Source organism: Pseudomonas viridiflava, from assembly GCF_900184295.1.
Lineage (GTDB): Bacteria > Pseudomonadota > Gammaproteobacteria > Pseudomonadales > Pseudomonadaceae > Aquipseudomonas > Aquipseudomonas viridiflava.
Window position 1 is genome coordinate 1,928,206 of the sequence record NZ_LT855380.1, and the last position, 12,735, is coordinate 1,940,940.

At 56.5% G+C, this 12,735-nt stretch carries 12 protein-coding genes; 2 read left to right on the top strand and 10 right to left on the bottom strand.

Translation table 11 applies throughout. From position 1 onward, the window contains the following. Positions 1-4: 4 nt before the first annotated feature. From CFBP1590_RS09135 to ccoN, 6 genes are all read right to left on the bottom strand, one after another. Positions 5-457 carry a type II toxin-antitoxin system VapC family toxin gene (locus CFBP1590_RS09135; protein WP_029242815.1) on the bottom strand — a complete coding sequence of 151 codons (453 nt, stop codon included), beginning with the start codon at positions 455-457 and terminating at the stop codon, positions 5-7. Next, positions 457-702 (bottom strand): type II toxin-antitoxin system Phd/YefM family antitoxin, encoded by a 246-nt coding sequence (locus CFBP1590_RS09140; protein ID WP_088234876.1) that lies wholly within the window; start codon positions 700-702, stop codon positions 457-459. The genes CFBP1590_RS09135 and CFBP1590_RS09140 overlap by 1 nt, the downstream gene beginning before the upstream one ends. A 135-nt stretch (positions 703-837) precedes the next feature. Then, positions 838-1,815: a cytochrome-c oxidase, cbb3-type subunit III gene (ccoP, locus tag CFBP1590_RS09145; RefSeq protein WP_088234877.1), complete on the bottom strand. Its 978-nt coding sequence runs from the start codon at positions 1,813-1,815 to the stop codon at positions 838-840. Further along, entirely contained in the window at positions 1,812-2,003 is a 192-nt protein-coding gene (locus CFBP1590_RS09150; RefSeq protein WP_043306677.1) for a CcoQ/FixQ family Cbb3-type cytochrome c oxidase assembly chaperone, read from the bottom strand. Before CFBP1590_RS09150 ends, ccoP begins: the two co-directional genes overlap by 4 nt. A 5-nt stretch (positions 2,004-2,008) precedes the next feature. Continuing rightward, positions 2,009-2,617, bottom strand: a complete 609-nt coding sequence (ccoO, locus tag CFBP1590_RS09155) for a cytochrome-c oxidase, cbb3-type subunit II (protein ID WP_088234878.1) — start codon at positions 2,615-2,617, stop codon at positions 2,009-2,011. Beyond that, complete coding sequence (gene ccoN, locus CFBP1590_RS09160; protein WP_043306620.1) at positions 2,617-4,059, bottom strand: cytochrome-c oxidase, cbb3-type subunit I; 1,443 nt, start codon at positions 4,057-4,059, stop codon at positions 2,617-2,619. Before ccoN ends, ccoO begins: the two co-directional genes overlap by 1 nt. 275 nt (positions 4,060-4,334) lie before the next feature. Between ccoN and CFBP1590_RS09165 the strand changes: the two genes are divergently transcribed. Further along, the gene (locus CFBP1590_RS09165; protein WP_088234879.1) at positions 4,335-5,015 is read left to right on the top strand and encodes an alpha/beta family hydrolase; all 681 of its coding nucleotides are present in this window, start codon (positions 4,335-4,337) and stop codon (positions 5,013-5,015) included. Position 5,016: 1 nt separating this feature from the next. On the opposite strand, the gene CFBP1590_RS09170 is transcribed toward CFBP1590_RS09165, so the two are convergent. The 3 genes from CFBP1590_RS09170 to CFBP1590_RS09180 form a co-directional block, all read right to left on the bottom strand. Continuing rightward, a complete protein-coding gene (locus CFBP1590_RS09170) occupies positions 5,017-5,475 on the bottom strand; it encodes a hypothetical protein (RefSeq protein WP_088234880.1) in 459 nt (152 codons plus the stop codon). Between the two features lie 103 nt (positions 5,476-5,578). Beyond that, on the bottom strand, positions 5,579-7,486 hold the full coding sequence (locus CFBP1590_RS09175) for an immunoglobulin-like domain-containing protein (protein ID WP_050575405.1): 1,908 nt from the start codon (positions 7,484-7,486) through the stop codon (positions 5,579-5,581). A 47-nt stretch (positions 7,487-7,533) separates the two neighbouring features. Further along, positions 7,534-9,414 (bottom strand): hypothetical protein, encoded by a 1,881-nt coding sequence (locus CFBP1590_RS09180; protein ID WP_205855599.1) that lies wholly within the window; start codon positions 9,412-9,414, stop codon positions 7,534-7,536. Between the two features lie 479 nt (positions 9,415-9,893). On the opposite strand from CFBP1590_RS09180, the gene CFBP1590_RS09185 reads away from it, so the two are divergent. Continuing rightward, positions 9,894-12,017, top strand: coding sequence for an autotransporter family protein (locus tag CFBP1590_RS09185; RefSeq protein WP_231991858.1), 2,124 nt, complete (start codon positions 9,894-9,896; stop codon positions 12,015-12,017). Between the two features lie 67 nt (positions 12,018-12,084). Here CFBP1590_RS09185 and CFBP1590_RS09190 read toward each other — a convergent pair whose 3' ends face one another. Then, the gene (locus tag CFBP1590_RS09190; RefSeq protein WP_088234882.1) at positions 12,085-12,612 is read right to left on the bottom strand and encodes a hypothetical protein; all 528 of its coding nucleotides are present in this window, start codon (positions 12,610-12,612) and stop codon (positions 12,085-12,087) included. Between the last annotated feature and the right edge of the window lie 123 nt (positions 12,613-12,735).

The window sequence follows — 12,735 nt, forward strand, 5'->3', positions numbered from 1 at the left end:
GTATTCATCGGGCCGCTGTCGAGTAGCTTGCAGGCTCCTCGTTCAACTGGCTGATCCACGGATTCAGCACTGCGACATTGCAGGGCTGGAAATCCGCCGTGTTACGCGTGACCACGGTCATGCCGTGAACCAGTGCGGTGGCCGCAATCAAGGCATCGCATTCGCTGCGTGGGTCGGGAATATGAAGGTGTGCGCACCGTTTGGCAACGGCAGTGTCGACCGCCAGAATGCGCCCGGCGAAAGCTTTCAGAACGTGATGTTCCAACCAGGTTCTGAGCGCTGCGCCCTGAATCGGATCACGTCGTTCGACACGCAGGACGCCTGTTTCCAGTTCCAGAAGGGTGATGGATGAAATGAACAGGCTGGACGCCATGTGTGACCGGGACCATCTGAGCACGTTGGCGTCCGGGCTGCGTTTTCTGAGTTCGGAGACGACGTTAGTGTCGAGCAGAAACATCAGGAGAGGTCCACCGGACGGGGTGTGATAGCAGCCCGTTGTGGTTCGAATTCAATGTCTTCAGGCATCGCGAGCAGGTCGGCAATGCTGACCGCGCTGCCTGTCAGTTTCAGATAATCTTCGATTGAAAGCAGGACATGGGCTGGGCGGCCCCGGTCGGTGATGATGACCGGACCTTCTTTGGCGGCCTTTTTGGCGCCGCTGGTGTCCTGATTGAATTCCCGGCTCGAGAGGGTAGTTGTCATGGGCGACCTCCTTGGAACAGACAGTGCAAAGAAACGAAGTCTAGCCATGTAGAAATGTAACTACAAGCCTGGAATCTTTTCAGAATGAGCCGCGATACTGTCTATAGACGGCCGCTGCGTGGCCATGCAGCTGGATCACTCTGCTTGAGCCGGTTTTTCCCGACGCGACAGGCTGTACACGTACGCCGCCAATATATGCACCCGGTCATCACCCTGAGTCGCCTGTTGCGCAGGCATCTGCCCCTGACGACCATAACGGATCGTCTGTTGAAGCTGGGCAAAGCCCGATCCGTAAATGAAGCCCGCTGGATGAGTCAAATCCGGCGCACCGAGAATCGCCAGACCTTTGCCTTCGGCACCGTGGCAGGCGATGCAACTGGTTGCGTAGATCTTCTGCCCGGCAACCGGGTCGGCCTTCGCGCCTTCGGGCAGGTTTCGACCGTCCATGAGCGTCATGACGTAAGCCGAAACGTCACGCACGCCTTGCTCACCCAGCACTTCGCCCCAGGCGGGCATGACCGCACGACGGCCGTTCAGGATTGAGGTTTTGATCGACTGCGGGTCGCCGCCCCAGCGCCAGTTGTCGTCCGTCAGGTTCGGAAAACCATAGGCCCCCTTGGCGTCCGAACCGTGGCAGACCGAGCAATTGGACGCAAACAGCCGCGCGCCCATGCCCAGCGCTTTTTGATCCTTGGCGACTTCCTCGATGGGCATCGCGGCATATTTTGCAAACAGCGGGCCGTACTGGGCTTCGGCACGCGCCACTTCCTTTTCCCATTCGTGAACGCCAGTCCAGCCTTGCTTTCCGTCGGCAAATTGCAGTTGTTTGTCCTTGTTCAGATAGGTGTAGCCAGGCAGCAGGCCTTGCCAGTTGCCCAGGCCCGGATACAGCACCAGATAGCCCACGGCAAACACGATGGTGCCGATGAACAGCTTGAACCACCAGTTGGGCAGAGGGTTGTCGTATTCCTCAATGCCGTCAAAGGAGTGGCCCATGGTTTCGTCGGTGTGATCCTTGCGCTCGCCCTTGCGGGTCGCCATCAGCAGCCAGACCAGAGCGACCAGCGTGCCCAGCGTCAGGACCGAGACATACAGGCTCCAGAACGTACTCATGGCGCATCGCTCCGGGACGTTGTGGACCGCGCGACTTTGCTGATGGCTTCAGGATCATCGGCGAACGGCAGCAGCGTTGCGTCATCGAACTCGGCCTTGCGCTTCGGGCTGAACACCCACAGCGTCAGGCCGATGAACGCCACCATCACCACCAGCGTGCCAAGGCCTCGAATCATTCCGATGTCCATCATGTTCACCGTTTGCTCTTGATGAGGGTGCCGAGGCCTTGCAGGTACGCGACCAGCGCGTCCATCTCGGTCTTGCCTTGCACGGCCGCCGCAGCACCGGCGATATCGGCATCGGTGTAAGGCGTGCCCAGCGTGCGCAGCACTTCGAGCTTTTTCGCGGTGTCCTTGCCGTCGAGGACCTTTTCGACCAGAAACGGGTAGGCAGGCATTTTCGATTCAGGTACCACGTCGCGCGGGTTGTACAGGTGCGCGCGGTGCCAGTCGTCCGAGTAGCGACCGCCGACTCTTGCCAGATCCGGCCCGGTGCGTTTCGAGCCCCACAGGAACGGGTGATCCCAGACGCTTTCGCCTGCGACCGAATAATGACCGTAACGCTCGGTTTCAGCCCGGAAAGGGCGAATCATCTGCGAATGGCAACCCACACAGCCGTTGGCGATATAGACGTCGCGGCCTTCCACCTCCAGCGCCGTGCGCGGCTTCATGCCCTCGATGGGTTGATTGGTCACGTCCTGAAAGAACAGCGGGACGATTTGTGTCAGACCACCGGTGCTCACTGCAATGACCATGAACAGGGCGAGCAGGCCGATATTCTTTTCCAGCACTTCATGCTTCATCAGTGCGCCCCCACGACTGTGATACGGGCCGCTGCCTCTGCTTCTGCAGGGCTGGAAGCGCGCACCGTGCGCCCTACGTTCCACGCCATCAGGAACATGCCACTGGTGAAAATCGCACCGCCGATAAACCGCACCACGTAGCCGGGATGGCTGGCCTGCATGGCTTCGACAAAGGAGTAGGTGAGCGTGCCGTCGGTGTTGATTGCGCGCCACATCAGGCCTTGTGTGATGCCGTTGACCCACATCGAGGTGATGTACAACACGGTGCCGATGGTTGCCAGCCAGAAATGTGCATTGATCAGGCCGATGCTGTGCATCTGCGGGCGGCCGAACACCCTGGGGATCAGGTGGTAGGTTGCGCCGATGGTGATCATTGCCACCCAGCCCAGTGCGCCGGAGTGCACATGGCCGATGGTCCAGTCGGTGTAGTGCGACAGCGAGTTGACCGTCTTGATCGCCATCATCGGCCCTTCGAACGTCGACATGCCGTAGAACGCCAGCGAGACCACCAGAAAGCGCAGGATCGGATCGGTGCGCAACTTATGCCAGGCCCCGGACAGGGTCATCATGCCGTTGATCATGCCGCCCCAGCTCGGCGCCAGCAGGATGATCGACATGACCATGCCCAGCGACTGTGCCCAGTCAGGCAGGGCGGTGTAATGCAGGTGGTGCGGGCCGGCCCAGATGTACAGCGTGATCAATGCCCAGAAATGCACGATGGACAGGCGATACGAGTAGATCGGGCGTTCGGCCTGTTTGGGCACGAAGTAGTACATCATCCCGAGAAAGCCTGTGGTCAGGAAAAAGCCCACAGCGTTGTGCCCGTACCACCATTGGATCATCGCATCGGTAGCGCCCGCGTAGGCCGAGTAGGATTTGAACAGGCTGACCGGCAGGGCGATGTGATTGACCACGTGCAGCATGCCGGTCACCACGATGAATGCGCCGTAGAACCAGTTGGCGACGTAAATATGCCGGGTCTTGCGCCGCACGATAGTGCCGAAGAACACCGCGCCATAGGCGATCCACACGATGGCCAGCAGGATTGCAATCGGCCACTCCAGTTCTGCGTACTCCTTGGTGGTGGTGTAGCCCATCGGCAGCGAAACGATGGCGCTGACGATAACGGCCTGCCAGCCCCAGAAGGTAAAGGCCGCAAGCCGGTCGGAGATCAGCCGGGTCTGGCAGGTGCGCTGGACCACGTAATAGGACGTGCCGAACAGCGCGCAGCCGCCGAAGGCAAAGATCACCAGATTGGTGTGCAGCGGACGCAAGCGACCGAACGTTGTCCACTCCAGACCGAAGTTCAGCTCGGGCCAGACCAGTTGCGATGCAATGAACACACCCAGTGCCATGCCGACAATGCCCCAGACCACGGTCATGATGGCGAACTGGCGAACCACGGTGTAGTTGTAAGCCGTCGGGCTGATTGCTGCGCTCATTTACAGACTTCCAGAATTCAGATTTTTGCGAGGCATAAGCGGGCTCTGGCGAGGCGCGACATCGCCGGAACACACCGAAAAGGCGGGGCAAGTGGAGATCGGCAAAGCGCTCTGGCACAAGGTGTCTGCGACAGGTCTCTGGTCGGCAAGCTTAACTTTGAAAGGCACACGTGGGAAGCCGACGCACTCATCTGGCGTGGCATCGAGGTGCGGTTGCCGATCGGTCACGGGTATAGTCCGTTTTTTGACTTATACCTCATAGAAGAGAAGTACCCATGAGTACCGGGACACAGGTCGAACATCAGTGCACGCGTCTGGCGCAGGATAACGGCTGGCTATGGACGGCAGGTCAGCGCGAGGCCGGGCAGGAGCCTGTCACGCTGTTGCTGGCGCATGGTGCCGGTGCGCCGATGGACAGCGATTTCATGAACAGCATCGCGGGGTTTCTTGGCAGGCAAGGTGTGGATGTCATGCGCTTCGAGTTCCCGTATATGGCCCAGCGACGCCAGGGTGGGAGCAAGCGTCCGCCCAATCAGCAAGGCCAACTGCTCGACTGTTGGCGTGAGGTTTATGCACAGCTGCGACCCTGTGTCACGGGACGGCTGGCGATTGGGGGCAAATCCATGGGGGGCAGGATGGCGAGCCTGATTGCCGACGAATTGAGCGTCGATGCGCTGGTGTGTCTGGGCTATCCCTTCTATGCGGTGGGCAAGCCGGAAAAACCGCGAACTGCACACCTGGCTGATCTTCGTACGCGGGCGCTGATCGTGCAGGGCGAGCGCGATGCGTTGGGGAATCGTGAGGCGGTCGAGCAATACGTGCTGTCAGGCACGATACGCCTGCACTGGCTGCCGACGGCCAATCATGACCTCAAGCCGTTGAAAGCTGCTGGCGTTACTCATGATCAATGCCTGATGGATTCGGCAGAGAACATTGCCGTATTTCTTCGCGAATGAGTCATTTGCACAGCACTTCGAAGGCACCCTCGGTGACCTCGAATGCCACGGCCGACATGCTGAAACTGAATTCGCCTCTCAAACGCATCGTGCGCGGATTGGCTTCGATCAGTTTCAGTACACCTGCCTGAAAATGCCCGGAGTGGTAGATCACGCTCTGCCAATTGGGCGTTTCGTTATAGATGACCTTGATTCGGTCGTGGCCGATCAGGTTGTGCGTTCCGGGACGCAGGTCATGATCGAAGAACAGTCCGATGCTGGTGCGCTTGTTGCCGACCTTGCCGTCGGCAATCACTTTCCAGATCCAGTGATCAGGCGCGTGGGACAGTTCCGGGCGCTGCGTCAGTCGCCCCAGCAGCGAGGTCAGGACAAAAGGCTTCTGGTTGACGCGGGCGTCGAAAGTGCCTTCGCTGGAAGGAGGGCGGACAAAGCGGCGAGTGGGCGTGGCAGTGTGGCGCATGGTCGGGCTCTTGAAGCGGGAGGGCTGTACGCCTGATGTGCATACATGAAAAGAGGGCGTTACGTTATTCACGTAACGCCCTGGCTAACGCTTCAGCAATCGCTTAGCGAATGGCGACGCCAAGACTGGCATTGTGGTGCAGCAATTTGAAGTCTGCGCCTGTGACCAGATTTTTCACGTAGTACCATTTCCAGCCCACCAGGTTCACTGCCGCGACGGTCGACGACCAGTAGTTGCCTTTGCCCAGCGGCCAGCGGTTGCCATAGGTGGCGTAGATTTCCTTCAACTCGTTGATCGACGGAATTCTGCCGCCCTTGGCCGAGGCTGCGCTGCTCATCTGCGACAGACTGCCGCTGCCCAGCCCCAGGCAATGAATGACCTTGGTGACGGTCACCTGATAACTCTTACTGGCCCCCGATGCATCGGTGACCGAGATCGTTGCCGTGCCTTTGCCGCGCACGGTCGTCAGACCATTGCCGTCCACCTTGGCCACCAGCGGGTTGCTCGATGTGTAACGGTAAGGTGCCTGTCCACCCGAAGCCTGTCGCCTGACGCTGGTGCCAGCCGGAAGCGAAGGCAGCAGATCCGGCACGCTCGGAATCAGATAAACCTTGCCCGCCAGCGTGACGGGCGAGGTATCGAACACCAGCTCCTTTTCCACCGTGAGCCACAATGGGACTGAGCCCTTGGAAACGCTGTCACGCGTCACGGTGTAGGTGACGCTGGCAGAACCGCCTTGCGAAGCGATGATCCATGCCTTGGGAACGTTGAACAGCAGCTCATTGCCCGTCGCAGTTTTGGCCGGCGTGTCATGACTGGAAAGACCGCGCCAGTTGAGCACCACACTGTCCTCGCCACTCATGCCCGGATAACTCACCCGCACCGTTGCCCCGGATTCAGGAATCAACGACGGCTTGACCACGCCATCGTGACCGACCGTGTCCATGCGTGGTGCCGGGAGCTTCGTCAGGCCGGCGAGAACCTTCAAGGTCAGCGTCGCGGACGTCTGCACCAATCCATTGGCGCGGTTGACGGTGTAAACCACTTCAACGTTCTGCCCGGCATTGGCGACCACCAGCGCAGGGGCAAACACGGTTTCCAGCGGCTGACCAGCCTCGCTGTCGATGAGGGTCTTTTCCTTCGTGTCGCTGCCTTTCGGACCTTTCCACTGAACCGTGACTCGATCACCGGCCTTGAAGCTTGCGCTGGCGTCGATGACAACGGTTGCACCATTCGGGGCGTTGGTTGGGTCGAGGGTGTCGCCGTTGGCTTGTTTTACGGTGGGGGTGGGCAAAGGAATCTCTGCAAACAGTTGCAGTTTGACCACCAACGGTTCCGAGTTCATGGACAGGTTGCCCGCCAGGTCGGTCACCGTGTAATAGACCGGTGCTTCGATGTCGCCGATCAGCTCCAGAAAAGGTCTGACAAAGTCGACCATCACCCGCTTCAACCCCATGTCATCTTTAGTGACGACCGCCATTGGGCCTGGCACATTGTTCCAGTAAGTGCGAATCACATCGCCTTCTTCCATGCCTCTGTAGCTGGCAACCGTTCCCGAAAGGATATCCCCCATATCTTTAAGTTCGTCCGAGTTCAGACCGTCCTGAACTTGCTTCGGAAACAGGATGGGAGCCAGGACGGGGCTGCCTGGTCGTAGGCGGTCAATTGTGATTCCGGTTTCCAGAGACTGCTCGGTCACCATGTTGACAGGGTTTTCTATTTCGTATCCGACAGTATGGCTACCTTCAACGAGCAAGCCGGCGGGGATTTCAAGTGTCAGGAGGTCGTCTGGTTTATGACTCTCCAGAATGGGCTTCCTGGGGCCGATGAGGGTGTGGTCAAAGTAGAGCTGATAAGTATAACCGGGCATTGCGCCTGGCCAGACTTTGAACTCCACGATAAGTGGACTGTCCAGGTAAGCAATCGGTATTACGCCGTTATCCAACGCTACCGGAATGCTTGGCGCTTCCAGAACAGGGGTGTCTGCATTGAGTGCGAGGTTGTTATCCATATAAAAATCCTTTTAATGTTAAGTTGCGGGCCGTGAGGCCCGCACGGTCAACGGAGGTAGCAGGTGACTTCGGAAGGTTTCAGCATGTTGACAATAACTCGGGTGCTGACCGAGTTGGCCGGGCTCTGGTTACTGCCCTCTACGGGATTGACCGTATAGCTGGCCTCCGCAAAGCCGGTGCAAATCATTCGGGTATTAATAAAAGGGACTTTGAAGCGATAACCGTCCACGCTGTCGATCTCGTCCAGTTTTCGAGTCGCAATATACGTTGCACTGTCGATCGGGTTGTTGGATTTATCAAAACCCTTGAACGTGAACGTGATACGTTGCCCTTCTGCGATGTTGGCATAGGGCGCGATAGTTACAAATGCACCATCGGGATTCTCATTGGGGCCCAAAACGCCATTTGATGTGAGGTTGAATTTAGGGCCTTCAAGACCATCAGGCCCGCCCGGCTGGTCTTCTTTGGATCTCACCGTGACTGGTTGTACCGGAGATTTGACAGGGTTGGGGTTGCCGCTTCGGGTGACCGTAAAATGCACCGGAATTGCCGGGCCTGTTCCTTGACTCCTGATGATGTCGCCATCGATAGGAATGATAAGGTCTCTGGCGTTGGACACGTCACTCGACTTGATTTGATACCACTGCGGCTTGACTTGCTCACCCCAATGAAGATTCAAGTCGTCACTGATCGTCAGGCCCGCGTTCCATTTTACGACAGCCCGTCCATTCAGTTCATAGTCATCCTCGTCGATAAAGTTATCGTCCTTGTTGGGGTTTCCCACACTGGTGCCCTGAATGACCAGACTGTCCAGGGGGGCCGGGAAAGGCAAGGCAGCGAAAACGTCGATATCTGTATATAAGGACAGGCCCGCGACTTCTTCTTTTCGTGACACTTCGTAATGAACGCTTACCCTGCCTTGCGGTTGATTCATAATTGCTTCATAAGGCACCCGAATTGTCATGACGATGTCTTCATTCTCATCGCCACCGGGCAGGATAACCGGCAGCAGAGGATTGTCGTCGCCCCAGAAAAGCTGGATGTGATCAAGTGCCGCTGCGCCAGGGTAGTGGGGGATATCAACCAGAACGCCTGTCTTCGCTTCGACGTAATCGATCAGGTCTCCAACTGACGGGTCGATAACGGGGGCAGGGAAGTTTGAAGGCGTGTCCTGAAGTCTCAGTACGACAGGCACCGGATTTGAAAAAATCGACGCGTTCCCTGCCCGATCAAAGACCTGATAACTGACCAACTGTTCCTGATCGCCTGCACTTTCCAGAAATTCGCGCGTGAAGGTAATGACGACTTTGTTCAGGCCCATGTCGTCTTCGCTAACCACAGCGTTCGGGCCTTCAACGCCACCCCACCATGTTTGAATGAGGTCGTGCTTCCTCATGCCGGTATAACCAGCGATTTGCACGTCAAGCTTGCCACCCAAGTGATCAAGCTCTGCGGCAGTCAGTCCATTCTGGATTTCGGGCGGAAACTGGATGGCTGCCAGTTCAGGCGCGCCGGGTGGGGTTTTGTCGATTTGAATCCTGAAGACACCCGAGTATTCCTTCACCTCGTTCGTAGGGTTGGTAGCCTTATACTGAACCTTGTGAAACCCTTCGGTCATGAGGTCTGTCGGAATTTCGAGCGTCAGCAGGTCACCTGGTGTATGAGATTCCAGAATATATTTAGTAGGCCCAGAATCTTCATCGTCGAAATGAAGTTGATAGCCGTAGCCCTCTACTGCACCAGGCCAGGCCTTGAGAGTGACAGTCAACGGAGCATCCAGCGCGTTGACGGGAATGAGGCCTGGCGTGTCCTGATCATGGAAGGCAACTTCGATATCGGGTGCAACCAGTTCCAACGGTTGACCCTTGGCATGTTTTTTCAGGACATGAATGGGGGCTGAAACAATACTGTTTAATGCTGTTTTCATAACTGATTTTCCAGTGGGTTATGTAATAAGATTTCGGAGCTTTTTCAGGTAATTGTGCGAGAGACGTTCGATGGCGGTTTTGTTTGTCGGTTGTCTAAGTCACGATTTTGACGTAATAGGGTTTTCGAGTTTGTGTCAATAGGTGCTTTTGGTTTTTTCTCGTTTTAAAAAATTGTTTTTTTATTCGTGCCTTGAGATGGCTTGGTTGTAGGATTTTATTTATATTTAATTCGGAATTTTCCTACATTTATTGCAGATGCTGATGCCTACAGAAAAAGTGTTATCACGCTAATTTTCCTGCTTCGACAATTGAGGAGATGGCGGTGAATTATTCGGTAAAAGCATGCAGAAAAAAAAGATATCTTGTTTCACGTTGCGTGATTGTTTTGATCGGCGCTTCGTTGGTAGGCAAGGTCTTGGCAAATACTCAAACTGGCGGATTGAGGCAGCCTTTACATTTGCCTGACGGGCAGACGGTTATGGCGGTACGCGTTAGCGGGGAGACATTGACGGTAGACTCGACTACCACGATCCCCGACTACTATAACGTCATGGACTCAGGTCAACTCAATATTATCGACAACGGCAGGATACAAGGAGCCTCATTCAGAGACGCGAAGCTGGTTATGAATTCGGGTTATGTAGAGCAAGGTATACTATTGGATGGCAGCTTTGCAGACATCAACGGCGCTACGGTAAAGGGGAGTTCTCAACCCGCTATCCGTGTCGGCAGTTTCGGTACTCCCTCTTCCGGTTCCACGTTGAAAGTCCGTTCCAGCGAAGTGACTGGGGCAGGCGTCGGAATAAGCGCTGGAGTCTTTGGTGATGTCGATATCAGAGCAACTAAAGTGTATGGTCACGCTTGGAGCCCGTTGGGTAGCCCGGGTTACGGTATCAGCGCTGCTGGCCCGAATATGGTCATTGCTGAAGGTAGCTATATTGTAGGTGATGAGAGTGGTATCAGGATTATAGATCCGGCGTCTGGTCAATTGCTGGAAAAGGAATCTGTCATCACTATCGATAACTCGACCGTTGAAGGTATAGGCGGTGCATCCATAAGGGTATATTATCGTGATTTGCTCGATGTTCGCGCAGATATTACGGTGCAAAACAGTTCCAAGTTGCTTTCCGGTAACGGCAATCTGCTGGAAGTCGCTGAAAGCAGCATTGTGGATTTCAAAGTGGATAACAGTACGCTTGGAGGAAATCTGGTTTCGGATGACACCAGCACCCTGAACGTGACGTTGCAAAACAACGCGAGCCTCACTGGCGATATCATCAATGGCAACATCCTTGCTGTGAAGTCCGGTGGCAACTGGCAGATGGTGGGGGATAACGCCATCAAGTCGCTGTCCATGGAAGGCGGTAGTGTGAATTTCGCTGAAGAGGGATTTCATACCTTGTCGCTGAATGAGCTGTCGGGGCAGGGCAGCTTTGGCATGCGGGTGGATCTGGACAAGGGCGTCGGCGACCTGATCGATGTCAACGGTCAGGCCAGCGGGCAGTTCGGGTTGCGGGTGCGTAATACCGGATTGGAGGTCGTTTCTTCCGACATGGAGCCGCTGAAAGTGGTCCACACCGAGGGCGGCGACGCGCAGTTCAGTCTGCTCGGTGGCCGAGTGGACCTGGGTGCTTTTTCCTATCAGTTGAAGCAGCAAGGCAATGACTGGTTCATCGTGGGCGAGGATAAGGTGATCAGTCCGTCCACTCAGAGTGCATTGGCGTTGTTCAATGCCGCGCCAACGGTGTGGATGGGTGAGCTTTCGACGCTGCGAACGCGCATGGGAGAAATCCGCGGGACGGGCCGGGGCGGTAGCTGGATGCGCGCCTATGGCAGTCGCCTCAACGCTACGACCGGTGACGGCGTGGACTATCGGCAGCAGATCAGCGGACTTTCGCTCGGTGCGGATGCGCCGATTGAGGTCAGCCACGGTCAGTTGCTGTTTGGTGTGCTGGGCGGTTACAGCAAGTCCGATCTGGACTTGAGTCGCGGCACGTCGGGCAAGATCGACAGCTACTATGCGGGCGCTTACGGCACCTGGCTGGCGGACGATGGCTACTACCTGGATGGCGTGCTCAAGCTCAACCGCTTCCGCAACAAGGCCAAGGTGGCGATGAGCGATGCCAGCCAGGTCAAGGGTGATTACAGCAACTCCGCAGTGGGCGGCTGGGTAGAGTTCGGTCGCCACATCAAGCTGGCGGACGACTACTTTCTGGAACCCTTTGCTCAGTTGTCCAGTGTTGTTGTTGAAGGGAAGGACTACCGCATGGACAACGACCTGAAGGCGAAGAACGACCGCACACACTCGCTGCTGGGCAAGGTCGGCACCTCGGCGGGTCGCACCATCGCGCTCAAGGACGGCGGCGTGCTGCAGCCCTATGTGCGTGTCGCGTTGGCACAGGAGTTCTCCCGCAGCAATGAGGTGAGCGTCAATGACGCGAAGTTCGACAACAGCCTGTTCGGCTCGCGGGCAGAACTGGGTGCCGGTGTGTCGGTGTCGCTGTCCGAGCGCCTGCAGGTGCATGCGGACTTCGATTACATGAAAGGCAAGCATGTCGAGCAACCCTGGGGGGCCAATGTGGGGCTGAGCCTGGCGTTTTAACGCTTAGAGCGCAGCAGGTTTCATCCAGTCCAAGGCCCCCGGTGATCGCTCACCGAGGGCCTTTCAGTCAGTTATCGGGGAAGCGGCGGCTGATCCAGCGCTTTCGTTGTCGTTGTTTGGGTGTCAACGGGGGCGAGTAGTTGACGGTCACCCTCAAGGCGGGTGAAGTGCCGATCAGTTGGTTCTCCCGATGGATTTCATAATAAAGATCGACAAGCCCGTACTGCGGCTCCGCCATGAAGTGGTAGGACAGGCACATCTCTCGCACGATGCTGTTCGCTCCGACACGGTGATAGACCTGTGTCTGGGATGCGTTCCTGCCCCAGTAAAAGATGATCACGTCGCCTTCGCACAGTTTTACGGAACCGGGTATGTGAATAACGATGCCTGCAAATACCTGCTCCTGAGTGATGGCGTCAGGATTGACATGGGGCAGTTGAGGCGGTTTCAAGGTGTCTGAAATATCAGATGGCGGTATCGCTGCAACCGCAGGCTTACGCTCTGCATAGGCAGCAGTCGGCTCTTCGACCACGTCTGCTGCATCTTCTTTCGGTCGTTCATCCGGGGGTGGTGTTTTCGAATCATCTTCGCTCATCGCGTTCCCTTGCCTGATATATTTAGTCGTTATGAGGTGTTGTGTTCGCAACGGTGGTTTTTCGTTGCGGAAAATATTACAAGGCAATCTGCGTTCAATATCAAGTCACTCGCCATTGGCGAG